Origin of the sequence: Rhodococcus sp. 05-340-2, assembly GCF_002258915.1 — a bacterium.
GTDB lineage: Bacteria > Actinomycetota > Actinomycetes > Mycobacteriales > Mycobacteriaceae > Rhodococcoides.
Genome location: NZ_NOYU01000004.1, coordinates 17,198 through 41,303 on the forward strand (window position 1 = coordinate 17,198; position 24,106 = coordinate 41,303).

The window sequence follows — 24,106 nt, forward strand, 5'->3', positions numbered from 1 at the left end:
ACTTAGCGCTAAGCCAGTCCGTGCGGCAGGGTTTCGGGAACAAGATTTACGTGGATGTCACGTCGAGGGACTGGATGGGAACGCACCAGGACCGACTAGGTCCACGCACTGCAACGCCCACCTGAAACACAGCCACACCGTGCCGCCCCCTGCTGCGAGACCTCGGCAACCATCTGCCGAGCAGAAAAGAGCTTCTGTCGTTCCGATCACGTCGACTTCTGAAGTCGTTCGAGAATCTGCTGAATCCGGTCGTAGAACTGCGTCCTGCTCAGCCCGAACTCGACGTAGATGTCGGTCGTGTCGGCTCCACCGAAGGGTGCCCATCGGCGTGCCAGTTCCAACATACGCAGTTCCTCGACCGACAGGATGCCCATGCGCCCGGCAGGACGGTGAGCACTCGGGTCGATCGGGTCGATCGACCCGAGCGGATCGACCTCTCTACGTTCGGTTTTCGTACGAAACATCATTGACCCCTCACAGTTTGCGACTGGCTTTGCTGCTCGCAGCGGTGCCGAAGAACAGTTGTTCACCGCTGTCTCGTACGCGACGGTTGTGGGCGAGTTGTGCCCAGTCGACAGCGCTGCCCGATCAGAGAAGGCGACGCTCCCGATCCATGATCACGGTGTTGCGCGCTCGTCCGGTGGGTAGTGGTCACGCAGTCGGCCAACACTTCGGAAGCCGGACAGGTGGGCCGGACCGGCAGCGTGGAGAGCTTCTGTTTCACGCTCGTGCGAGATGGGATGGATCGAGTAGTGTGCGTCCACGGTCTCGCCAACAACGTTGTCACGGAATGTAATTCGATGACCGAAACGATGGCGTGCCATCTTCGGACGCGCGAACCCTGTTTCGTGTCGTCGCGGGAGCCTCATTTCGTCGGTCGAATGTCTTTATCGAAAATCGAAGTGAAGAAACACCACTTCCGTACGCACGTCTGTGAATCGAACTGTAAGGCTCTCCGCCCTCTCTCGGCACCGAAACGTTCCGCTCGCTGGAACGGTGCTGGATCGCCATCCCCGTCGCAGATCGAAGTTCCGGCGTAGCTCGCTACCGCGCGGAAGCGTCCGTCCAGTCGACCGACTGTGTCGATTCACGTGGTCATCCATCGAGTAGCTTCAGGCTCCTTTACTGCATCTCGGAGGGAAAGTGTGTCGACAAAGGTTCGACCACGTGAACTCGCGGCCCGAAACAGCGAGCCTCTACCAACGTTTGCGTGGGCATCTCCGGGTCCTCGAACTCGCCGACGCCGCCGAAGCGTTGCCGGCGGTCCTCGACCAGGCCGCGGCGGAGGAGCTGTCGATGACGGCAGCGTTGGAGCGGTTGCCCTCGATCGAGGTCGCCGCCACCGAAGCGCGGCGGTTGACCGGCAGGTTGCGGTTCGCGTGCCTGCCGACCCCGGCATCGCTCGAGGACTTCGACTTCGACAACGCCGCCGGAGTCGACAAGAAGCTGATCGACGAGCTCGCGACCTGCGGATATTTGGAGACCGCTACCAATGTGCTGCTCATCGGCCCGCCCGGGGTCGGGAAGACGCATCTGTCGGTCGGGCTGGCACGGGCTGCAGCGCATGCTGGATATCGGACGTATTTCACCACCGCCGCCGATCTCGCCGCTCGATGTCATCGGGCTGCGATCGAAGGCAGATGGGCGACGACGATTCGGTTCTACGCCGGGCCGACACTGTTGGTGATCGACGAACTCGGGTATCTTCCGTTGCCGGGAGAGGCGGCTTCGGCGTTGTTTCAGGTTGTCTCGCAACGGTATATGAAGACATCGATCGTGATCACCAGCAACCGCGGGGTCGGCTCGTGGGGAACGGTTCTCGGTGACGACACCGTCGCAGCAGCCATGCTCGACCGCCTCTTGCATCGATCGGTAGTGCTCGATGTGTCCGGTGATTCCTACCGGCTCCGCGACCACAACGCACGCTCGGAGAAGCTCCGCAAAGCCGTCACCGGGACCCGTCGACCGCTACAGTGATCACCGCTACCGGGTGAGCACTTTCGCTGAGCGAAGTTGAGCACTTTCTATGAGCGCCATCACCGTCGCACCGGTGCACGGTGACGTCACCGCACACCAGCTCCGAGAGCTCGCTGCGGCGGTACGCGCCGGCAAACCCGAGGAGCAAAATCGCCGAATCGCGACGTTCGAGGACCTCGTCGGCCCACCCGCGGCATCGAGCCCGGGCTGTCTGAACGAGGAGTTCGATGTCGTCGACCAGGAGTGGATCTCGTGGGGTGCGGGGCCGGTCGCCCGCTGCGGCGTACTCGCGTCGAATCCCGGACAGTGTTGCGGTGACGAGTTCGTGCGCGGATGGCGACAGGTGGCCGGTGGTGCGATGCTGATGTTTGATCGCCGCGATGCACGTGCCGAAGGTGGCGACGGCGTAGGCCCGCTCCCCCGACTCGCTCCGGGTGTCGGCGGCGTCGACGAGGTAGGCGGCGACGGTGGATCGGGTGCGCCGGCAACGTCACGTGACCATTCGACTCGCACCAGTTGAAAAAGCGTCTCCACGCGGCCGCGTAGGTCTTTCGCGTGCCCTCGCAGCGGGAGGATCGAACGGCACTGGCGATCCGCTTCGCAACCGCAGGCGGGATCTCCGACTCGACAGCCGCTGAGCTGGTACTCACAGAGATGCCCACGGCATTGGTCACCGCAGGTGTCCGGCCGCGTGGGAAGTCCATACCGGCAGCCAATCACAGGTTACCGACAGTTCTGCAACATCAAAACTGTGCTGAGCTGGCGTTTCACCTAGGACGGTGCGGAAAATGCAGTTTACAAGGCTGACATCGGCCATTGCAAGGTCTATCGCATTACCCGGTTCAAGGGCCCAGATCGGTCGACGCGAACGCAGGTGGCTGACCGCCGTCAGCGCGCGAACGGTTTCCACACGAGTTTGATCCGGGATTCAAGATTCACGCGGTCGAAGCGGCCGAAACCTCGCCTCAGTCAGCGCGGTCGAGGCGGACGCCTATGGACACCGAACATCGACTAAGGAAAGAGTTGTGACACTGAGCGGCACGGAGCCCTACTTTCAGCCAAAAAGGCGGCTTCGGATTTCTCCGAAACCGCCTCTGACCTGCATCTAACAATGTCGGGCTGACAGGATTTGAACCTGCGACCACTTGACCCCCAGTCAAGTGCGCTACCAAGCTGCGCCACAGCCCGCCGCGCCTCGAAAGGCGCTTGCTGAGATTACCCCAGCCCTACCCCTGAGAGGAAATCGCCTGCTCAGGGGCGGGGTCGGGCCACATCAGCGGTTGTTGCCCTTGCCCGGCCGTTCCCGCTTCTCGCGGATACGCACCGAGACACGCACGGGGCTGCCGTCGAAGTTGAACTCCTCACGCAGACGCCGCTCGATGAATCGGCGGTAGCCGGCCTCGAGGAAGCCGGTGGTGAACAGCACGAACGTCGGCGGCCGTGTGCTGGCCTGCGTCGCGAACATGATGCGCGGCAGACGTCCACCTCGCATCGGCGGCGGAGTGGCCGCCACGACCTCCTTGAGCCACGTGTTCAACCTGCCGGTGGGTACGCGCTTGTCCCACGACTCCAGAGCCGTCTCCAGAGCGGGCACGAGCTTCTGGACCGCACGGCCCGTCTGAGCCGAGATGTTCACTCGCTGCGCCCACGGCACCCGAGCGAGATCGCGATCGATCTCCTTCTCTAGCTGCTGACGACGATCGTCGTCCACCAGATCCCACTTGTTGAACGCCAGCACCAACGCGCGGCCGGCATCGGCGACCATGCTGAGCACGCGCATGTCCTGCTCCGAGATCACCTCGGAGGCATCGAGAAGCAGAATCGCGACCTCGGCGGCCTCGATCGCGGACTTGGTGCGCAGCGACGCGTAGAACTCGGCACCACTGGCATGACTGACGCGCTTGCGCAGCCCGGCGGTGTCGACGAATCGCCATGTCTTGCCGCCCAATTCGACCAACGAGTCGACGGGATCGACGGTGGTTCCGGCAACATCGTGCACCACCGAGCGCTCGTCACCCGAGAGCTTGTTGATCAGCGAGGACTTGCCCACGTTCGGCTTACCGACCAGAGCGACACGCCTGGGTCCCCCACCGGGGATCCCTTCGCGCGGAGTCTCGGGCAACGCCTCGAGCACACGGTCCAGCAGATCACCCGTTCCGCGGCCGTGAGTGGCCGAGACCGACAGCGGCTCCCCCAGACCCAGCGACCACAGTGCGGCGACCTCGGACTCGGTGCGGCCGTCGTCGACCTTGTTGGCCACCAACAGAACCGGAGTCTTCGACCGACGCAGCACTCGTGCGACAGCCTCGTCCGTCGTCGTCGAGCCGACTCGCGCGTCGACGACCAACAGGATCGCGTCGGCGGTGTGCATGGCCAACTCGGCTTGGCGCGCAACGGATGCCTGCAGACCCTTGGCGTCGGGCTCCCAACCGCCGGTGTCCTGCACCAGGAAGCGCCGACCACTCCAGTTGGCCTCGTACGACACCCGGTCGCGGGTGACGCCGGGGACGTCCTCGACGACGGCTTCGCGTCGTCCGATGATGCGGTTGACGAGCGTCGACTTACCGACGTTCGGACGCCCTACGACGGCGAGAGTCGGTACGGCAACGGCATCTTCGCCGTCTTCGCCCTCGTTGAGGTCGACGTACTCCCACTCGCCCTCGTCACTCCATATTCCGTCGCCCGCGGTTTCCGCTGCGCCGGAGAAGAATTCTTCACTCACTGCACTGCTCCACTTCTGTCGTTCACCACGAGCAGCAAACGCTCGATCACGCCGTCGAGATCCAGCTCGCTGGTATCGACGATCACCGAATCCTCGGCGGGACGAAGCGGTGACACTGCTCTCGTCGAATCTGCATGATCGCGGCGTTGCACGTCCGCGAGCACGGATTCGTAGTCGTCGTCGCGACCCTGTTCGATGTTCTGTTTGTTGCGACGCTCTGCCCGCGCCTCCGGTGAGGCAGTCAGGAACACCTTCACGTCGGCCTCGGGAAGAACGACGGTGCCGATGTCGCGGCCCTCCACCACGATTCGCGTCGACGAGCTCGCGAGATCGCGCTGCATCTGCACCAACAACTCGCGCACCGCAGGCACTGCGGACACGGCCGAGACGGCCTTGGTGACTGCGTCGCCGCGGATTTCGCCGCTGACGTCCTCACCGTCGAGCAACACGGTCTCGGACAGTGGGTCCTTGCCGATCTCGAGGGGAAGCGCAGCAACAGCTTTCGCAACCGCATCCGCATCGGTGGGCTCGACGCCCGAACGGAGAACCCATACCGTCGCGACGCGGTACATCGCGCCGGTGTCGAGGTAGCTCGCTTCCAGTGCCGACGCGAGTCTGCGCGACACCGACGACTTACCGGTGCCCGAAGGACCGTCCATCGCCACGACGAGCGCACTCATCACAGGCCTACGGATTCGTAGAGCTTGCCGATCTCGCCGCGACCGAGAACACGCAGTGTTCCCGGACGCTGATCGCCGAGCACGATGTTGCCGACATCGGTACGCACGAGGCGTCCGACCGGGAATCCGACCTTGTCGAACAACCGACGCACGATGTGCTTGCGGCCCTCGTGCAGGGTCACCTTGACGAGCGACTTGCCGTCCGAGATGTCGAGCAGCTGGAAGCCGTCGACCTTCACCGGTCCGTCGTCGAGGGTGACGCCCTCACGCAGCTGCTTGCCGAGCGTGCGGGGAATGGTGCCCGACAACGTCGCGAGGTAGGTCTTCGAAACCTCGAACGACGGATGCATCAGGCGGTGAGCAAGATCACCGTCGTTGGTGAAGAGCAACAGTCCCTCGGTGTCGGCATCGAGGCGGCCGACGTGGAACAGTCGCTGACCCGCCTGGACCCGCTCGGAGACGATGTCGCCGACGCACGGGCGTCCCAGATCGTCGGACATCGTGCACTGCCATCCACGCGGCTTGTTCATCGCGAGATGAACCAGCTCTTCCTTCACCACCACGCGGGTGCCGTCGACACGGACCACGGCGATGTTGGGATCGATGCGGATGCCCTGTTCGGTGACGATGCGTCCGTCGACCTCGACGCGGCCGTCGGCGATCAGTTCCTCGGCGGCGCGACGCGATGCGACGCCGGCCTGTGCGAGCACCTTCTGCAACCGAACACCTTCACCGGCGGGCACATGCTTGCGCGGTGAGGAATCGGTGTGCTGATGCTTCGCCGGCTTGGCGTTGCTGATCGTGGTCGACGGAACCTGCTTCTTCTGCGGCTTCGGCGGCTTGGGACGCGAGGGCTTCTTGCGCGGAACAGCGTCGTTGCTGCGGTCGTTGACACCGGTCTGGACGGGCGTGTAATCGGTCGATTCGTCCTGCTCGACGCTACGGCGAGGGGCAGGTCGGGCTCCTGTGCGAGGAGCTCCGGTGCGAGGCGCGCCTGCGCGAGGTCCCCCGGTGCGGGGGGCTCCGGTGCGCGGGGCTCCGGTACGGGGAGCGCCGTCACGGGGCGCTGCGTCGCGGGTGCGATCTCCGCGGCGCGCGTCACGCGGAGTGTCCGACCTACCTGCGGTCGGCTTCCTGCGTGGGTCTTGTCTCTTGTTACGGTCCGGTGTGCCATCACGGCGAGCGGGCTTGTTCACTTGTCTTACCTATCAGTCGTCCGAGTCGAGCTCGGCTGCCGGATCGGGTTTCGATCCGCGGTTCTTGGTGGAGCGGGTCATTCTCGGGTCGGTGTCCATGCTGTCACTGATCTCGTCGATCAGGTCCACACCCGGCAACAGCGGCGCCAGTTCGGGTAGATCACCGAGCGATGCGAGTCCGAGCCGTTCGAGGAACAACTCGGTGGTGCAGTACATCGTGCCGGTCGTCTCCGGGTCGGTTCCTGCTTCGGAGATCAGTCCACGGGCGAGCAACGTACGCATCACTCCATCGACGTTGACTCCTCGCACGGCGCTGACTCGTGCGCGGGTCAACGGTTGACGATATGCGATCACGGCCAGGGTTTCCAATGCCGCGCGTGTGAGCTTGGACCGAGCGCCGTCCAGAAGCAGCCGTTCGACGTACGGCGCATAGGCGGTTCGGGTGTAGAAACGCCATCCGTCACCGGCGTAGCGAAGATCGATTCCGCTGGTTCGTTCGGTCAGTTCGGCGGCCATCGCCGTCAAGGCCGCGCGCACGCGGGCCACCGAGGCACCCACGGCCGAGGCAAGCTGCTCGTCCGACGCGGGAGTGTCGACGATCAGCAACACAGCTTCCAGAGCCGACGCGAGAGTGGTGTCGTCCAGCTCCTCGGAATCCTCGACGTCCTCGAGCTCGAGTTCTGGATCGGCACTCATGCGTAGTCCTCTTCCGTGACCACGATGGGTCCTTCGTCCTTACCGGTCCAACTCACTCGAAGATCGCCGAGCGGCTCGGGCTGCTCGAACGCGATCACCTGTTGCCGGAACAGCTCCAGCAACGCAAGGAATCGAGCGATTATTTCCACCTGCACCTCGCAGTCCTGCACCAACTCCGAGAACGACGCCCACTCGTTCAGGCCTCGCCCCTGCAGATTCTCGAGCAACCACGCTGCCTGCTCGGGAATCGAGACCGCGTGCTGATGGATGTGATCGAGTCCCACCTGGGGAATCGGCTTGGGCCTGAAGGCCGCTGCGGCGATGTCGGCGAACGTGGCCGGGTCGACGCCGAGCAGCACCTCGGGAATCAGATCGGCGTATCTGTCCTCCACCGATACCGACCGCGGATAACGCCGCAGCGCAGCAGCTTCCAGCTCACCGAACAGCAGAGCGACCTGCTTGTAGGCGCGGTACTGCAGCAACCGCGCGAAGAGTAGATCTCGCACTTCGAGCAGCGCCAGATCCTCGGCGTCCTCCACATCACCCGAGGGCAGCAACCGCGCCGCCTTGAGATCGAGGAGCGTCGCGGCGACGACGAGGAATTCCGTCGTCTGATCGAGGCCGACATCGGCACCGAGTGATTTGGTGAACGAGATGAAATCGTCGGTGACGGTGTGCAACGCCACTTCGGTGACGTCCATGCGGTGCTGACTGATCAGCGACAGCAGCAGATCGAACGGACCCTCGAAGTTGAGCAGACGCACCCGAAATTTCGACGGATCCGCGTCGGCGGGAACCTCGATCGGGGCCTCGTCGGTGGCGTCGACGGTCACGGACCCGACCGGTAGATCACCTCGCGCGCAAGGGCGCGGTACGCCTGCGCGCCGCCGGATTTCGGAGCCCATGTGGTGATCGGCTCGCCGGCGACGCTGGTTTCCGGGAATCGGACGGTGCGGGTGATCACCGTGTCGTAGACGACATCGCCGAACACCTCGACCACTCGCGTCATCACCTCACGCGAGTGCAGCGTGCGGGCGTCGAACATCGTCACCACGATGCCGGCCAACTTGAGCCGCGGGTTGAGACGATCGCGCACCTTCTCGACGGTGTCGTTGAGCAGTGCCAGGCCACGAAGGCTGAAGTACTCGCACTCCATCGGGATCAACACTTCGTCGGCACACGTGAGTGCATTGACCGTCAGCAGACCGAGGGACGGCTGGCAATCGATGAGCACGTAGTCGTAGCGATCGAGAATCGGATGCAGCACCCGCCCGAGCGTCTGCTCGCGGCCCACCTCGGTGACCAGCTGAATCTCGGCGGCCGAGAGGTCGATGTTGCTGGGCATCAGATCGAGGTTCTCGACGCGAGTGCGCATGATGATGTCGTCGGCGGAGACCTTCGCCTCGACGAGGAGGTTGTAGACCGTCAGATCGAGCTCGTGATGTGCGACGCCCAATCCTGCGGACAGTGCGCCCTGCGGGTCGAGGTCCACGAGGAGCACGCGACGGCCGTAGCCGGCCAACGAAGCACCGAGATTGATGGTCGACGTCGTCTTACCGACGCCACCCTTCTGGTTGCACATCGCAATGATCTTGGCCGGGCCGTGACTGGACAACGGCTGCGGATCCGGGACCGGCCGAGTCATACGACCCGTGGGCCCGAGCTCGTTCGGAGCAGGAGTGATGTCGCGTGTCTCCCGACTGGATTCCGGTTGACGCGTCTGGAACAGGGCGCCGTCGAGATGTGGATGTTCCAAAGCTGACTCCGCCGCTGGCGGCTGCGGTGTCGACACGTTCCAGCGCTCCCCTGTCCCGTTCGTCTTCGAGTAGATCTGGCAAACGCTACCGCTTGGTGCGCCGGCAACGTCATCGGACACGCTGACACACGGCCGCCGGGCTCGTGCTACCTCGCCCGCGGATGCGCGCCGGCCCACACTTCGCGCAGCGTGTTGACGGTGACGAGGGTGTAGATCTGCGTCGTCGTCACCGAAGCGTGCCCCAACAGCTCCTGCACGACGCGGACATCGGCACCGCCGTCGAGCAGATGAGTAGCGAACGAATGCCGCAGGACGTGCGGTGAGACCCCCGCGGTGATCCCGGCCCGCACGGCAGAATCCTGCAACACCTGCCACGCACTCTGCCGAGACAACCTGCCGCCCCGGACGTTGAGGAACAGCGCAGGATCGGAGCGCGAGACCAGCCCCGGCCGGCCGCGCACCAGGTAGGCGTCGACGGCCTCGATCGCGGGCCGCCCGACCGGGACGATGCGATGCTTGCCACCTTTGCCGCGTAGCAGCACCGAGCGGGCCTCGGTGTCGATGTCGTCGACGTCGAGCCCCACTGCCTCGGAAATACGAGCCCCGGTCGAATACAGCAGTTCCAACAGGGCCCGATCCCGCAGACCGCGCGGGGCATCGGGACCGGCAACCGACGCCGATTCGAGCAACGCCACCACCTGGTCGACGGGGAGCGACTTCGGTAGTCGCTTCGCCGGTTGGGGCGGCTTGACCTCGCTCGCGACGTTGCGCTCGACCATGCCCTCCGCGAGCGCGAATCGGTGCAGACCCCGCACCGCGATCAACGTCCGGGCAGCCGAACTCGCTGCGAGAGCCGGGAAATCGTCGTCACCGCGCCGCAGATAGAGCACGAACTCGGTGATGTCGTTCTCGGCGACCTTCACCAGATCGGTGATGCCGTAGCCACTGAGGAACCGCTCGTAACGCACCAGATCGCGACGGTAGGACGACACCGTGTTCGGTGCCGACCCGCGCTCGACCACCAGATGGTCGAGGTACGTCTGAATCTGCTGGCCGATCACGGTGGCTACTTTCGTGAACTCTTCCGCTTCTCGAATGCTGTCGGCAGATCGGGCCACGGGGAGTCGGCGGGGCGCAGTTCGGTACCGGTAGCGCGCGCCGCGGCTAATGCGAGAACGCCCGCCACCGCGGATGCGTTGACGATCTCGCCCGACAGAGCCCGACGGACGGCCTCGTCCACCGGCACGTACGAAAGCTCGATATCGGCTTCCTCGTCGTGAGCCTCGGGCCGATCGACCTCGGTCAGGCCCTGAGCCAGGAAGATCCGCACTGCCTCGTCGGTGAACCCGGGCGAGGCCAGCACATCGACCAGAACCGACCACGTCCGAGCGGCGAGCCCGGTTTCCTCGGCGAGCTCACGCTGAGCCGCCAGTACAGGCTGCTCCCCCGGCTCGTCCAGCAGACCGGCAGGCAACTCCCACAGTCGACGACCGACGGGGTGCCGGTACTGCTCGATCATCACCACACGATCCTGATCGTCGACGGCCAGAATTCCGACTGCGCCGTGATGCTCGATCACCTCACGCTCGGCCTGACGACCGTTCGGCATCGCGACCTGATCGAGCCGAAGCGCAAGGATCGCGCCGGAATACGGCACGGACGAGTCGAGGGTGGTGAACTCGTGCCGAGGCTCGCTCATCCGACGGTCTCGGCCGCGTCCGATTCCTCTGCCGCCACGGTGTCACCGTGAATGTCGACCGGCAGACGCTCGGCAGCCTTGTACTTGAGCGCGGCGTTGATCAACGACGCGAACAGCGGATGCGGACGAGTCGGCCGGCTCTTGAGTTCCGGATGCGCCTGCGTGGCGACGAAGAACGGGTGAACCGACGCGGGCAGTTCGACGAACTCCACCAGGTGACCGTCCGGTGAAGTACCACTGAACACCAAGCCGCTCTTGGCAATTCGGTCCCGGTAGTCGTTGTTGACCTCGTAGCGGTGACGGTGACGCTCCGAGACGTTCTCGGTGCCGTACGACGCCGCGACAACCGAGCCCTTCTGCAGAGTGGCCGGGTAGGCACCGAGGCGCATCGTGCCGCCGAGATCGGCGTCACCGGCGACGGCGTCTTCCTGATCGGCCATCGTGGAGATCACCGGATCCTTGGTGTCCGGATCGAACTCGGCGGAATTGGCATCGGTCAGACCGACCGAACGAGCCGCCTCGATGACCACACACTGCAATCCGAGGCACAACCCCAGCAACGGAATCTTGCGGGTACGTGCGAACTCGATGGCCCCGAGCTTGCCCTCGATGCCGCGGATACCGAAACCACCGGGAATGAGCACGGCATCGACATCGCCCAACGCGGCCTGCGCCCCCGCAGGCGTCGAGCACTCGTCGGATGGAACCCACTTGATCTCGACCTTCGCGCGATGGGCGAATCCACCGGCACGCAGCGCCTCGGTGACCGAGAGGTACGCGTCGGGCAGGTCCACGTACTTGCCGACCAAGCCGACGCGCACGGTTTCGCGCGGCTGGTGGACGCGCTCGAGCAGTCCACCCCAGATGGTCCAGTCCACATCGCGGAACGGGAGACCGAGCTGACGGACGACGTACGCGTCCAGGCCTTCCTTGTGCAGCACCTTGGGAATGTCGTAGATCGACGGCGCGTCGGGCGTGGAGATGCAGCCGTCGACGTCGACGTCGCACATGAGCGCGATCTTGTTCTTGAGCCCCGGCGGCACGTCGCGATCGCAACGCAGGATCAACGCGTCGGGCTGGATACCGATGCTGCGCAGTGCTGCGACGGAGTGCTGAGTGGGCTTGGTCTTGAGTTCACCGGACGGAGCCAGGAACGGAACCAACGACACGTGCAGGAAGAACACGTTGTTACGGCCGACGTCGTGGCGCACCTGACGCGCTGCTTCGAGGAACGGCTGCGACTCGATATCGCCGACGGTGCCGCCGATTTCGGTGATCACGACGTCTGGCTGGTGACCCTGCAGGTCCGGGCCGTTCATGGCGAGAATGCGACGCTTGATCTCGTCGGTGATGTGCGGGATGACCTGAACGGTGTCGCCCAGGTATTCACCGCGGCGTTCCTTGGCGATGACCGTCGAGTACACCTGGCCGGTGGTGACATTGGCGAAACCGGACAGATCACGGTCGAGGAATCGCTCGTAGTGGCCGACGTCGAGATCGGTCTCGGAGCCGTCCTCGGTGACGAAGACCTCACCGTGCTGGAACGGGTTCATCGTGCCGGGATCGACATTGAGGTAAGGATCGAGCTTCTGCATGGTCACGCGCAGTCCGCGTGCGGTCAGTAGCTGGCCGAGGCTGGATGCCGTCAGGCCTTTTCCGAGTGAGGACGCGACGCCCCCACTGACGAAAATGTGCTTGGTGTCGGAACGCGACTGAAGGCGTGACAATGAGGCTCCCGTGACGAGTCTGCAGGGCTTGCTCCTATCAGGGGGCTGATAAGAGAGGTGAAGCGTGGAAATTGGGCCTGCTACCCACGGGACTTCACGGTAACACCAGTACCTACCTCACCGCCAACGACACGCGCGTTCCGACGACGATCAGCTCGCCGGCGCTCCGACGGTCACGGCGTTCGCGTTGGCTCCGGTGCCGTAGCGGCCCGACGCCCCGTCCAGCTGCTCCGCCAAGGCGAGAACAGTGGTGATCCGTCCTGCTTCACGGTCGACGTTGTCGACCGTGCTGAGAGCGGACGACAGCGCCGAATCGGCGCGCACCACAGCGATGGAACCGTTGCCCTCTGCAGCGCCGGAGCGGCCGGCCAGTACCGCGCCAGCACCACGCGAGTCGAGAGCGCCCGCGAACCGCGCGACGATGGCACCGCGATTGCCATCCTCCACGTCCGAGGTACCGGAACCGGTGACGACCACAGCCAATTGAGCGGGCGCGACGGCACCGTTGTCGTAGGCGATGAACCCGCCGCTACGCAGCGTCTCCAGCGCCAGTGAGAGCTCCTCGGGAGTCGACTGCGGCTGAGCGGTCTCGGCGTTGAGCAGCAGCACCGAACCGAGCAGGTCTCCGGCGAGGCTGCCCTGGTCCACGGCGCCGGTGCGCAACTGCACGCCGGCCGGAATGACGTTGGTCAGGCGCGTACGGAGATCGTCCCCGTTCGCAGCGGAGACGAACGAATCGGTCAGCGACACCCGGCCGGTGACGGTGGCACCCGACGCTCCGATCGACCGCGTGACTCCGTCCACGTCGCCGGGGTCGGCATCCGGGGTGGTGATGACCACGACGCTGCGATCGACCAACGTGTCCCGTAGAACCCGGCCCGATACCGCAGCGTCGAAGCCGTCGGCCGAGTTGAGCTGCTCACCGAGCTGATTGTTGGTCGCCTGCAGATCGTCCACCTGAGTTTCGAGACCGGTCTTGTCGTCTCGAAGGCCCGATACCAGTCCGCTCGAGAGCAGACCCGAACCGAGCACGATGCCGATGGCCAGTGCCACGAAAACCGCCGCCAGCGAAATGGCATGTTGGCGAAGCGAAATCACGAAAGCAACCCCTGGAACCACAGGGCGAACCGGTTCCACAGATCGATTGCCCAATCCAACGATTCACCGCCGATGTTGGACACGGCCAACGCCACGATGACGGCGACGAGCGCCGCCAGAATCAACAGAGCGATCGCACCGCCGGACACACGGCTGCGATACAGCGTCGCCACAGCTTTTGCGTCGACCAGCTTGGCCCCGACCTTCAGACGTGTCATGAATGCGGCCGGGTTCGTGTTGCGTCGACCGCGATCGAAGAACTCGTCCAGGCTGGCCGGGCTACCGACCGACACGATGAGTGAGGCCCCGTGATGATCGGCCAACAGCAGCGCGAGATCGGCAGCAGCACCGGTGGCCGGGAACGTCATGGCACCGATACCGAGATCCTGAATGCGTTCGAGGCCCTGCGCGTGTCCGTCGGAATCTGCCGGAAGCACCACCTCGGCACCGCATTTGAGCGTCTGCGCAGTGACGTCCTCGGGATCACCGACGATGAGATCAGGGCGATGCCCCGCCTTCATCGCGGTGTCGGCACCCGCGCCGACGCCGATGATGACGGGCGAGTACTCCTTGATGAACGGCTTGAGGTTCTTCAGATCCTCGGCGTGCCCGGGACCGTCGGCCACGATCACCACATGACGACCCTTGAGGTCGATGTCGATGTCCGGCACTCCGACGCCGTCGATGAGCAACGGGCTCTCGGTTCGGATGAACTCGATCGTGTTGCCCGAGAACGCTTCCAGATGGTCGACCAGACCCGTCTTGGCCTCGATCATCTTGTCCGAGATCTCGGCTTCGCTCTGCTCGTCGCCCTTCGCGAGGCGCCGATCGCCGGTGTAGACGCCACCGTCGTTGAGGCGAATCTTGGTGCCGTCCTTGATCTTCTTGAAGATCTCGGTGCCGGCCGAGTCGATCAAGGTGATCCCGTTGGCCACGATGGCCTCGGGGCCCAGGTTCGGGTAGCGCCCGGAGATCGAGGGGGACGCGTTGACGACCGCGAGCACCCCTGCCTCGACGAGCGCATCGGCGGTCAGGCGGTCCAGGTCGAGCTCGTCGAGCACGACGATGTCACCGGGGCCGACCCGTTTGAGGAGCTTGGCCGTGTTGCGATCGACTCGCGCGATACCGGTGATTCCGGGCAGCGAATCCTGACTACGTGACAGCAGAGCCGGCATCTTCATGGGAACCATGATGACCCGATCGACACGCCCGACGACGGAGGCGCGCCGAAACAACTACCACACTGATCACATCAGCACCAAAAGTTACAAGGCGGCTCGATCCGCATTTGCGGTGGCCAGCAGCTCCTCGGCGTGCGCGCGACCGGTCTCCGTGTCGTCCAGACCCGCGAGCATTCTCGCGAGCTCGACGACGCGTTCCGACGAAGACAGCGTCCGAACCCCACTGTTCGCCGCGCCCTTCTTCGCATCGGTCTTGTCGACCACCAGGTGTGTATCGGCGAATGCTGCAACCTGCGGCAAGTGGGTGACCACGATGACCTGGTGCGTGCGTGCCAATCGGCCGAGTCGACGCCCGACCTCGACGGCCGCGCGACCACCCACTCCGGCGTCGACCTCGTCGAAGACCATCGTCGCGCCCTTGTCCGAGCCCGCCAGCACCACTTCGAGTGCCAACATCACCCGCGACAGCTCACCGCCCGACGCACTCTTGCTGATCGGAAGAGCCTGGGCACCGTCGTGCGCGGACAGACGAAACTCGACCTCGTCGACGCCGCTGCTACCCGCATGCAGTTCGGCGCCGTCGACGACGATCGGGGCAGTGTCGGACGGCCCGGCGGGAAGTGCGCGAACATCGATCTGCAGCTTGGCTTTTCCCATCGCCAAGCCCGCCAGTTCGACGCTGACCGCCTTCGAGAGCTTCACGGCGGCCTTCGCGCGAGCCGCACTGAGCTTCGACGCAGCCGCCGCGACGTCGATCGCAGCCGCGTCGACCTTGGCGCTCAACTCGGCGAGCGCATCGGCCGAGGTGTCGATGTGCGAGAGCCGCTCGCGGGCGTCTTCCGCCCAGGCGATGACGCCGTCGACATCGGCGGCGTACTTGCGCGTCAACGACTTCAGCTCGGCCTGCCGGTTCAGGATCGTGTCGAGGGCACCCGGATCGGACGGCAGATCCGTCAAGTACGACGTGAGATCTGCCCCGATGTCGCCCACGATCGCCATCGCGTCGTTCAGTCGCGGCAACAGCTCGGTCAGTGCTGCGTCCTCGGCATGTTCGAGGCGAGAGCGAGCCTCGCCCAGCAGATACAGCGCGGACGCCGTGTCCGACGCCTCCTCGGTACTCCCGACGAGTGCTGCCGAAGCACCTTCCGCGGTCTCGCGCAGCGAATCGAGATCGCCCAGCCGACGCACATCCTCGGCCACGGAGCGATCCTCACCCGGCTCCGGTGCCAGAGAGTCGATCTCCTGCAGGCCGAACTGCAGCCGATCGGCTTCCTGCGCCAACTCGCGGCTGCGTTCGGTGCGGTCGATCAGCTCGTTGCGCGCGTCGAGCCACGTCTTGCGCGCGGTGCGGTACTTCGAAACCAGGGACGCCACCGCATCCCCCGCGAATCTGTCCAGCGCGCCGAGTTGCTGATCGGGACGCAGCAGACGCAGCTGATCGTTCTGACCATGGACCGTCAGCAACGAGTCGGTGAAGTTCGACAGCACCGATGCGGGGACACTGCGCCCACCGAGGTGCGCACGAGAACGACCGTCCGAGTTGACGGTTCGCACGGCGATGATCGAATTGTCCTCGTCCCGTTGACCGCCCGAGGACTCGAGCACCTTGTCGACGTCGTCGATCACCTGCTCCGACGCGGTGTCGGTGCTGAATCGCCCCTCCACCACGGCACGCTGCGCGCCGAGCCGAACCCGGCCTGCGTCGGCGCGGGCACCCGACAACAGGTGCAGACTGGTGACCACCATGGTTTTACCGGCACCCGTTTCGCCGGTGAGTACGGTCAGCCCCTCGTGAAATTGTGCGTTGGCACCGGAAATGACTCCGAGGCTGTCGATCCGAATCTCTTCGAGCATCCCTACCTCGCTCTCCCCCGCCACCCGGTCACGGGCAGTTCGAATTTCTTGACCATGCGATCGGCGAACGGTGCCGAATCGAGTCGAACCCATTTGATCGGTGACGCTCCCCGCACCACCTCGACGCGAGCACCGGCCGGCAGGCTCAATGTGCGCCTGCCGTCGCAGAATACGAATCCTGCGTGTCCGCCGGCATCGATTTCGACCGCGATGATCGACTCGGGGCTGGTGACGAGCGGCCGCGCGAACAACGCGTGTGCGTTGCTCGGAATGACCAATATCGCTTCGAGTTCCGGCCAGACCACAGGCCCACCGGCCGAGAACGCGTAGGCCGTCGAGCCCGTCGGTGTGGAGATGAGGACGCCGTCGCACCCGAATGCGGACACCGGTCGTCCGTCGACTTCGAGTACGACCTCGAGCACACCGAGCCTCGACCCGTTCTCGATGCTGGCTTCGTTCAATGCCCAGCCACGATCGACCACCTGGTCACCGACGCGAATCGCAATGTCCAATGTCATGCGTTGCTCGATGCGGTAGTCCCCGGCGATGACGCGGGCCAGGGCACCTTCGAGATGGTCTGCTTCGGCCTCGGCCAGGAATCCGACGTGCCCGAGGTTGATGCCGAGCACCGGAATCGAGGCCGCTTGCGCGAGTTCGGCTGCGCGCAGAAAGGTCCCGTCACCGCCGAGCACGAGGACCATCTCGCAGCCGGCGGCTGCGTCCGGTCCGAACTCGACGACGTTGAGCTTCATGTCCGCGACGAACACATGGTCGTGTTCCTCCGTATCGGAGGCTTCGATCTTCGACGGCTCGACCTCGTCCACGAGAACGCGAAGGCAGATGCCCGCTTCGTCGAACACCTTGCCCACGCGACGCGCGGTTTCGGCGATGTCCGGTCGACCAGGATGGGCGACGAGAAGAATTTCTCGAGTCGACTCCCGTTCCGGTGCTGCGTGGGACGGAGTCACTGTGGTCCTTCCTCGATCGCGAGCCGGACGAGTTCCGTGATGTCGGCGCGTGGCGAATCCTCGCCTGCACCTGCCCTCAGCCACAAAAAGTACTCGACATTGCCCGACGGCCCCGGCAGTGGGCTTGCCGCTACCGCCTGCACCGTGAGATTCGACGCGACGGCCGCATTGGCCACATCCTCGACGGCCTCGGCTCTCAGCGCGGGATCTCGCACCACACCACCGGAACCCACGCGATCCTTGCCGACCTCGAACTGCGGCTTGACCATCAACACCATGTCGGTACCCGGCTTCGCGCATGCAACGAATGCGGGAAGAACGAGCTTCAACGAGATGAACGACAGATCTGCGACGATCACGTCCACCGGTCCGCCGATCGTCTCGGCGTCGATCGACCGAACGTTGGTGCGGTCGATGACATGAACGCGGTCGTCGGATTGCAGGCGCCACACCAGCTGCCCGTAACCCACGTCGACGGCAACCACTTCACGCACGCCTCGACTCAGTAGAACGTCGGTGAACCCTCCGGTGGATGCACCGGCGTCCAGACAACGAGCCTGCTCGACGGTCAGACCCAGCGGCTCGAATGCGTCGAGGGCACCGAGCAACTTGTGGGCACCGCGGGAGGCCCACGAGACCTCGTTGTCCTCGTCGGCCACCAGAAGCGGTGTGCCCGGCTCCACCGCGGTCGCGGGCTTCGAGGCCACGGTCCCTGCGATCTTCACCCGGCCTGCTTCGATCAACTCGGAAGCGTGCTCGCGAGATCGGGCGAGTCCACGACGAACCAGCTCGGCGTCGACACGTGCGCGACGAGCCACGTCAGGTCTTGTCGACGGTGGTCAGGGCGCGCACGAGTACCTCGTGCGCGCGGTCGAGCAGACTCGCGTCGCGCGCAAGGGCGTCGGAGTCCACAGCCTCGGATTCCCCATCGTCCGTCGACTCGATGGTGAGCTGATTCAGCAGCGAGGACACTTCGGTGCGAACAGTGTCCGGATCAGCCGACGACTCATCGCCGGCACCGCTCGGCCGGTGCTGTCCTGGTAGTGGAATAGACGCGCTCATCGCCTCTCACGCTATCGGATGGGTCCGACGAACGCCCGATCGCGGCTCTCCGAACGGTGCTGTCGAATGCTGTGTCAGCACCCGAGCAGCGAACGCAGATCGCCGAGCCGATCACCCTCGAAGCGAACGTCCGAGAAGGCCGAGCCGGACCAGGCGACGTGCAGTGTGGCGAGCGCACCCTCGAACGCATCCGGCGCACCGTCTCCGCTGTACTGCACCGAAAGCACCTCGTTCTCGATGCCGACCGTCCAACCGGTCTTGCTACCGACCCTCGACGCCGTCTCGTCTTCGTTCAGGACTCCGAGATCGGCGCCGATATGAGTGGGCCGCAGATGCCGAGGAGCACGCAACAACTCGGCAGCGGTACTGACGCCGGTCAGAACCAGCAGCGACGGGAGGTCGATTTCGTTCGCTCCAGCGATGTCGGTGTCGAGTCTGTCTCCGACGACCAGTGCCGAGCGTGCTCCGCTGCGCTCGATGGCGTCGTGCATGATCGGGGCGGCCGGCTTGCCCGCCACGATCGGCTCGATCTCGGTGGCGTTGCGCACCGCTGCGACCATCGAGCCGTTGCCCAGAACGAGTCCTCGCTCGGTCGGCAGGGTGGCATCGATGTTCGTGGCCACCCACAGCGCACCCGCACGAATGGCGAGGACTGCCTCGGCCAGCATCTTCCAGCCTGTATCGACCGAGTGACCCTGCACCACTGCAACCGGATCGTCGTCGGCAGAGCGGACCGGCACCAGTCCTACCTTGGTAATCTCGTTCGCCAATGCGTCGGTGCCGACGACGAGCACGCGGGAACCTTGGTCCAACTTGCCCGCCAACACGCGGGCGCCGGCCTCGGAACTGGTGACGACGAACTCTGCTGTGGTGTCGAACCCGAGACCACGCAGATGTTCGGCAACGTCCTCGGGGGCTCGACTGGCATTGTTGGTGACGAAGTACTGCTTCTCCGTACCACCCGACAGTGCTTCCACTGCACCGGGAATGGGGTCCTTGCCGGCATAGACGGTGCCGTCGAGATCGAGCAGCAGAACATCGTGGAGATCACGCAGCACCGTCACTGACCGCCTCCGGACAGCTCCTCGACCCGCTCTTCTGCGTCGGTCTCACCATCGACGTCGGCTGCAGCGGCATTGAGGAACCACTTCACACCTTCGTCGACGCGACCCGCCGCAACCAGCGCATCTGCGTAGACGTAGAAGAGCCGAGCAGCAGCAGTGCCGGAGCGCGACGCGTCGAGATCAGGGGTCTGGAGCGTGACCACGGCTTGGTCGTACTGGTTCAGATCCATTCGGGCACCTGCCACGACGATCCGTAGCTCCGACGCTTCCTCGCCGGTCAACTCGCGAGCCTCGTCGCTGCGACCGAGTTCGATAGCGCGCTCGGGACGTCCGAGTCCGCGCTCGCAGTCGGCCATCACCGCGATGAGGCCCGGTCCGCCTGCCATCCGTCGGGCGGCGCGAAGCTCGGACAGTGCTTCGGCCCACTCACCGGCGTGGTAAGCCGCGATACCTGCGGTCTCACGGACCACGGCAATGCGGCCGGCGCGCTGACGAGCCGCGCGCGCGTGCAGCAGCGCCAACTGCGGATCGTCGTCGAGCAGCCTGCTGGTCATCACGAGGTGACGTGCGACGGCAGTTGCGTTGTTCTTGTCCAAGCTCAACAGATCTCGACGCACTGCTGGTTCGAGCTGTCCTGCTTCGACCTCGTCGGGTAGATCCGGCTCATCGGGACGCGGCGGTCGACGGTCGGACGGCGCGCTGTTTCCGCGGCGATCGCCGGAGAACCCACCCTCACCGCCACGCCTGCGGGGCGGACCGTCCGAACGACGCGGGTCTCCGCGGCGGTCCTGAGCACGGGGGTTGCGGTCTCGGGACTCGCTCGGGCGGTTGCCGCCGTCCCCTCGGGAGGGGCGACGATCGTTGTTGTCTTCCGACACGGGCGTCCTTTCGGATTTCGGTACAAACGCAAAAAGGGGACCCACCAAGTGGGTCCCCTTCTTACAACGGGTGTTCGGCGGTGTCCTACTCTCCCACACCCTGTCGAGTGCAGTACCATCGGCGCTGGAGGGCTTAGCTTCCGGGTTCGGAATGGGACCGGGCGTTTCCCCTCCGCTATGGCCGCCGTAACTCTGCGAAACAGATATCACGAGCGGTCTCAGTCGGAGAACACATTCCCCACATGTACTGTCGGGGGTCGTGTTTCGTTCTTGGACCTGTATTCGATTGTGTAACTGAACAACTCGTGTGTTGTTTCAGATATTGCACAGTGGACGCGTAGCTTCTTTGTGGTAAGTCCTCGGCCTATTAGTACCAGTCACCTGCATCGGTTACCCGACTTCCAGTTCTGGCCTATCAACCCGGTGGTCTGCCGGGGGCCTTACCCCCTCGAGGGGGTGAGAAACCTCATCTTGGAACAGGCTTCCCGCTTAGATGCTTTCAGCGGTTATCCCTTCCGAACGTAGCCAACCAGCGGTGCTCCTGGTGGAACAACTGGCACACCAGAGGTTCGTCCGTCCCGGTCCTCTCGTACTAGGGACAGCCTTCCTCAAGTTTCTTACGCGCGCGGCGGATAGAGACCGAACTGTCTCACGACGTTCTAAACCCAGCTCGCGTGCCGCTTTAATGGGCGAACAGCCCAACCCTTGGGACCTACTCCAGCCCCAGGATGCGACGAGCCGACATCGAGGTGCCAAACCATCCCGTCGATATGGACTCTTGGGGAAGATCAGCCTGTTATCCCCGGGGTACCTTTTATCCGTTGAGCGACACCGCTTCCACTTGCCGGTGCCGGATCACTAGTCCCGACTTTCGTCCCTGCTCGACTTGTCAGTCTCACAGTCAAGCTCCCTTGTGCACTTGCACTCGACACCTGATTGCCAACCAGGCTGAGGGAACCTTTGGGCGCCTCCGTTACATTTTAGGAGGCAACCGCCCCAGTTAAACTACCCACCAGGCACTGTCCCTGAACCAGATCATGGTCCGAGGTTGAGGTATCCAATACGATCAGAGTGGTATTTCAACAACGACTCCACAGTAACTGGCGTCACCGCTTCACAGTCTCCCACCTATCCTACACAAACCGAACCGAACACCAATACCAAGCTGTAGTGAAGGTCCCGGGGTCTTTTCGTCCTGCCGCGCGTAACGAGCATCTTTACTCGTAATGCAATTTCGCCGAGTCTATGGTTGAGACAGCTGAGAAGTCGTTACGCCATTCGTGCAGGTCGGAACTTACCCGACAAGGAATTTCGCTACCTTAGGATGGTTATAGTTACCACCGCCGTTTACTGGGGCTTAAATTCTCAGCTTCGCCATTACTGGCTAACCGGTCCTCTTAACCTTCCAGCACCGGGCAGGCGTCAGTCCGTATACATCGTCTTACGACTTCGCACGGACCTGTGTTTTTAGTAAACAGTCGCTTCTCACTGGTCTCTGCGGCCCCACCCAGCTCAGGAAGTAAATTCCGTCACCGGACAGGGCCCCCCTTCTCCCGAAGTTACGGGGGCATTTTGCCGAGTTCCTTAACCATAGTTATCTCGATCGCCTTAGTATTCTCTACCTGACCACCTGTGTCGGTTTGGGGTACGGGCCGTGTAACAACTCACTAGAGGCTTTTCTCGGCAGCATAGGATCACTGAATTCGCCTCAATCGGCTACGCATCACCTCTCAGGCTTCATGAACGGCGGATTTGCCTACCGTTCGCCCTACAGGCTTACACCAGTACAACCACTGACTGGCCCAGCTACCTTCCTGCGTCACCCCATCGCTTGGCTACTACCAGATCAGGTCCCACGCATCCACCCGCCCCCGCACACCCGAAGGTGTGAAGTAAGCGAGATTCAGGGTGGTTAGTGTCACTGATTCACCATGGGCGCGGTTACACGGGTACGGGAATATCAACCCGTTGTCCATCGGCTACGCCTGTCGGCCTCGTCTTAGGTCCCGACTCACCCTGGGCGGATTAACCTGGCCCAGGAACCCTTGGTCATTCGGCGGACGAGTTTCTCACTCGTCTTTCGCTACTCATGCCTGCATTCTCACTCGCGCAGCCTCCACACCTGGATCACTCCGATGCTTCCATGGCTGCACGACGCTCCCCTACCCACCCACACACCTGGCTGAACCCTCGCAAGAGAACAGCGGGCTATTGTGTGAGTGCCGCAGCTTCGGTGGTGTACTTGAGCCCCGCTACATTGTCGGCGCAGGATCACTTGACCAGTGAGCTATTACGCACTCTTTCAAGGGTGGCTGCTTCTAAGCCAACCTCCTGGTTGTCTTCGCGACCCCACATCCTTTTCCACTTAGTACACGCTTAGGGACCTTAGCTGGCGATCTGGGCTGTTTCCCTCTCGACTACGAACCTTATCGCCCGCAGTCTCACTGCCACGCTCTCACTCACCGGCATTCGGAGTTTGGCTGATTTCGGTAAGCTTGTAGGCCCCCTAGACCATCCAGTAGCTCTACCTCCGGTGAGAAACACGTGACGCTGCACCTAAATGCATTTCGGGGAGAACCAGCTATCACGGAGTTTGATTGGCCTTTCACCCCTACCCACAACTCATCCCCTCAGTTTTCAACCTAAGTGGGTTCGGTCCTCCACGACGTCTTACCGTCGCTTCAACCTGGCCATGGGTAGATCACTCCGCTTCGGGTCTAGAACACGCCACTACACCACACAAGGTGGATACGCCCTATTCGGACTCGCTTTCGCTACGGCTACCCCACACGGGTTAACCTCGCGACATGCCACTAACTCGCAGGCTCATTCTTCAAAAGGCACGCCATCACCAGCAACAGTAAACTGTTCACCAGCTTTGACGGATTGTAAGCGCACGGTTTCAGGTACTATTTCACTCCCCTCCCGGGGTACTTTTCACCTTTCCCTCACGGTACTAGTCCGCTATCGGTCACCAGGGAGTATTCAGGCTTATCGGGTGGTCCCGACAGATTCACAGCAGATTTCACGGGCCCGCTGCTACTTGGGTATCCACAACGACAGTTGCAATGTTTTCGTCTACGGGACTCTCACCCTCTACGACAGGCCGTTCCAGACCACTTCGACTAACACCACAATTTCTCACTGTCGGCCGATCCGGCAGAATCGACAATGCAAACCCCACAACCCTCCATACGCAACCCCTGCCGGGTATCACACGCACAAAGTTTGGCCTCATCCGCTTTCGCTCGCCACTACTCACGGAATCACTATTGTTTTCTCTTCCTGTGGGTACTGAGATGTTTCACTTCCCCACGTTCCCTCCACACACCCTATATATTCAGGTGCAGGTAACACGACATCACTCGTGCTGGGTTTCCCCATTCGGACACCCTCGGATCACAGCTCGGTTGACAGCTCCCCGAGGCTTATCGCAGCCTCCTACGTCCTTCATCGGCTCCTGGTGCCAAGGCATCCACCGTACGCTCTTCATTACTTACAACAAAGATGCTCGCGTCCACTGTGCAATTCTCAAACAACACACACAC

20 protein-coding genes, 1 tRNA gene and 2 rRNA genes are annotated in these 24,106 nt (G+C 63.5%); 2 read left to right on the forward strand and 21 right to left on the reverse strand.

Translation table 11 applies throughout. The features are described from left to right. Window positions 1-206: 206 nt before the first annotated feature. Window positions 207-464, reverse strand: a complete 258-nt coding sequence (locus tag CH271_RS00510; protein ID WP_179274797.1) for a DUF3263 domain-containing protein — start codon at window positions 462-464, stop codon at window positions 207-209. Window positions 465-1,167: 703 nt separating this feature from the next. Between CH271_RS00510 and istB the strand changes: the two genes are divergently transcribed. Both istB and CH271_RS29530 read left to right on the forward strand, forming a co-directional pair. After that, window positions 1,168-1,977 (forward strand): IS21-like element helper ATPase IstB, encoded by an 810-nt coding sequence (gene istB / locus CH271_RS00515; protein ID WP_256986107.1) that lies wholly within the window; start codon window positions 1,168-1,170, stop codon window positions 1,975-1,977. Between the two features lie 49 nt (window positions 1,978-2,026). Beyond that, complete coding sequence (locus tag CH271_RS29530) at window positions 2,027-2,497, forward strand: hypothetical protein (protein ID WP_179274798.1); 471 nt, start codon at window positions 2,027-2,029, stop codon at window positions 2,495-2,497. Window positions 2,498-3,091: 594 nt separating this feature from the next. Here CH271_RS29530 and CH271_RS00525 read toward each other — a convergent pair. The 20 genes from CH271_RS00525 to CH271_RS00620 form a co-directional block, all read right to left on the reverse strand. After that, window positions 3,092-3,165: transfer RNA gene (locus tag CH271_RS00525), tRNA-Pro, on the reverse strand. Between the two features lie 85 nt (window positions 3,166-3,250). Further along, complete coding sequence (gene der, locus CH271_RS00530) at window positions 3,251-4,699, reverse strand: ribosome biogenesis GTPase Der (protein WP_037189204.1); 1,449 nt, start codon at window positions 4,697-4,699, stop codon at window positions 3,251-3,253. Then, the gene (gene cmk / locus CH271_RS00535; protein WP_037189203.1) at window positions 4,696-5,379 is read right to left on the reverse strand and encodes a (d)CMP kinase; all 684 of its coding nucleotides are present in this window, start codon (window positions 5,377-5,379) and stop codon (window positions 4,696-4,698) included. Before cmk ends, der begins: the two co-directional genes overlap by 4 nt. Further along, window positions 5,379-6,575 carry a pseudouridine synthase gene (locus tag CH271_RS00540; protein ID WP_094632039.1) on the reverse strand — a complete coding sequence of 399 codons (1,197 nt, stop codon included), beginning with the start codon at window positions 6,573-6,575 and terminating at the stop codon, window positions 5,379-5,381. Before CH271_RS00540 ends, cmk begins: the two co-directional genes overlap by 1 nt. Before the next feature lie 12 nt (window positions 6,576-6,587). Then, complete coding sequence (scpB, locus tag CH271_RS00545) at window positions 6,588-7,271, reverse strand: SMC-Scp complex subunit ScpB (protein WP_037189202.1); 684 nt, start codon at window positions 7,269-7,271, stop codon at window positions 6,588-6,590. Further along, window positions 7,268-8,104, reverse strand: coding sequence for a segregation and condensation protein A (locus CH271_RS00550; protein WP_094612200.1), 837 nt, complete (start codon window positions 8,102-8,104; stop codon window positions 7,268-7,270). The genes scpB and CH271_RS00550 overlap by 4 nt, the downstream gene beginning before the upstream one ends. Further along, window positions 8,101-9,063: a ParA family protein gene (locus CH271_RS00555; RefSeq protein WP_037189200.1), complete on the reverse strand. Its 963-nt coding sequence runs from the start codon at window positions 9,061-9,063 to the stop codon at window positions 8,101-8,103. The genes CH271_RS00550 and CH271_RS00555 overlap by 4 nt, the downstream gene beginning before the upstream one ends. Window positions 9,064-9,173: 110 nt before the next feature. Next, on the reverse strand, window positions 9,174-10,088 hold the full coding sequence (gene xerD / locus CH271_RS00560) for a site-specific tyrosine recombinase XerD (protein WP_094632041.1): 915 nt from the start codon (window positions 10,086-10,088) through the stop codon (window positions 9,174-9,176). A gap of 5 nt (window positions 10,089-10,093) precedes the next feature. Beyond that, a complete protein-coding gene (locus CH271_RS00565) occupies window positions 10,094-10,726 on the reverse strand; it encodes an NUDIX domain-containing protein (RefSeq protein WP_094632043.1) in 633 nt (210 codons plus the stop codon). Next, on the reverse strand, window positions 10,723-12,453 hold the full coding sequence (locus CH271_RS00570; RefSeq protein WP_094632045.1) for a CTP synthase: 1,731 nt from the start codon (window positions 12,451-12,453) through the stop codon (window positions 10,723-10,725). Before CH271_RS00570 ends, CH271_RS00565 begins: the two co-directional genes overlap by 4 nt. Before the next feature lie 150 nt (window positions 12,454-12,603). Beyond that, window positions 12,604-13,551 (reverse strand): copper transporter, encoded by a 948-nt coding sequence (locus CH271_RS00575; protein ID WP_094632063.1) that lies wholly within the window; start codon window positions 13,549-13,551, stop codon window positions 12,604-12,606. Further along, complete coding sequence (gene steA, locus CH271_RS00580; protein ID WP_037189196.1) at window positions 13,548-14,732, reverse strand: putative cytokinetic ring protein SteA; 1,185 nt, start codon at window positions 14,730-14,732, stop codon at window positions 13,548-13,550. The genes CH271_RS00575 and steA overlap by 4 nt, the downstream gene beginning before the upstream one ends. A gap of 84 nt (window positions 14,733-14,816) precedes the next feature. Then, window positions 14,817-16,586, reverse strand: coding sequence for a DNA repair protein RecN (recN, locus tag CH271_RS00585; RefSeq protein ID WP_179274799.1), 1,770 nt, complete (start codon window positions 16,584-16,586; stop codon window positions 14,817-14,819). Window positions 16,587-16,588: 2 nt separating this feature from the next. Further along, the gene (locus CH271_RS00590) at window positions 16,589-17,554 is read right to left on the reverse strand and encodes an NAD kinase (RefSeq protein ID WP_037189195.1); all 966 of its coding nucleotides are present in this window, start codon (window positions 17,552-17,554) and stop codon (window positions 16,589-16,591) included. Beyond that, complete coding sequence (locus CH271_RS00595) at window positions 17,551-18,372, reverse strand: TlyA family RNA methyltransferase (RefSeq protein ID WP_094632049.1); 822 nt, start codon at window positions 18,370-18,372, stop codon at window positions 17,551-17,553. The genes CH271_RS00590 and CH271_RS00595 overlap by 4 nt, the downstream gene beginning before the upstream one ends. Before the next feature lies 1 nt (window position 18,373). Further along, a complete protein-coding gene (locus CH271_RS00600; RefSeq protein WP_094632051.1) occupies window positions 18,374-18,616 on the reverse strand; it encodes a hypothetical protein in 243 nt (80 codons plus the stop codon). Window positions 18,617-18,690: 74 nt separating this feature from the next. Next, complete coding sequence (locus CH271_RS29070; protein ID WP_094632053.1) at window positions 18,691-19,680, reverse strand: HAD-IIA family hydrolase; 990 nt, start codon at window positions 19,678-19,680, stop codon at window positions 18,691-18,693. After that, window positions 19,677-20,558 (reverse strand): tetratricopeptide repeat protein, encoded by an 882-nt coding sequence (locus CH271_RS29075; protein ID WP_082323568.1) that lies wholly within the window; start codon window positions 20,556-20,558, stop codon window positions 19,677-19,679. The genes CH271_RS29070 and CH271_RS29075 overlap by 4 nt, the downstream gene beginning before the upstream one ends. A 72-nt stretch (window positions 20,559-20,630) precedes the next feature. Continuing rightward, window positions 20,631-20,747 (reverse strand): 5S ribosomal RNA (gene rrf / locus CH271_RS00615). A gap of 158 nt (window positions 20,748-20,905) precedes the next feature. After that, window positions 20,906-24,060, reverse strand: a 23S ribosomal RNA gene (locus CH271_RS00620). Window positions 24,061-24,106: the final 46 nt, after the last annotated feature.

What these genes read in the sequence shown, in the direction of transcription:
- CH271_RS00510 (WP_179274797.1), bottom strand. Translation starts at nt 464, where the DNA reads ATGTTTCGTACGAAAACCGAACGTAGAGAGGTCGATCCGCTCGGGTCG.
- CH271_RS29530 (WP_179274798.1), top strand. Translation starts at nt 2,027, where the DNA reads ATGAGCGCCATCACCGTCGCACCGGTGCACGGTGACGTCACCGCACAC.
- cmk (WP_037189203.1), bottom strand. Translation starts at nt 5,379, where the DNA reads ATGAGTGCGCTCGTCGTGGCGATGGACGGTCCTTCGGGCACCGGTAAG.
- scpB (WP_037189202.1), bottom strand. Translation starts at nt 7,271, where the DNA reads ATGAGTGCCGATCCAGAACTCGAGCTCGAGGACGTCGAGGATTCCGAG.
- CH271_RS00565 (WP_094632043.1), bottom strand. Translation starts at nt 10,726, where the DNA reads ATGAGCGAGCCTCGGCACGAGTTCACCACCCTCGACTCGTCCGTGCCG.
- steA (WP_037189196.1), bottom strand. Translation starts at nt 14,732, where the DNA reads ATGAAGATGCCGGCTCTGCTGTCACGTAGTCAGGATTCGCTGCCCGGA.
- recN (WP_179274799.1), bottom strand. Translation starts at nt 16,586, where the DNA reads ATGCTCGAAGAGATTCGGATCGACAGCCTCGGAGTCATTTCCGGTGCC.
- CH271_RS00600 (WP_094632051.1), bottom strand. Translation starts at nt 18,616, where the DNA reads ATGAGCGCGTCTATTCCACTACCAGGACAGCACCGGCCGAGCGGTGCC.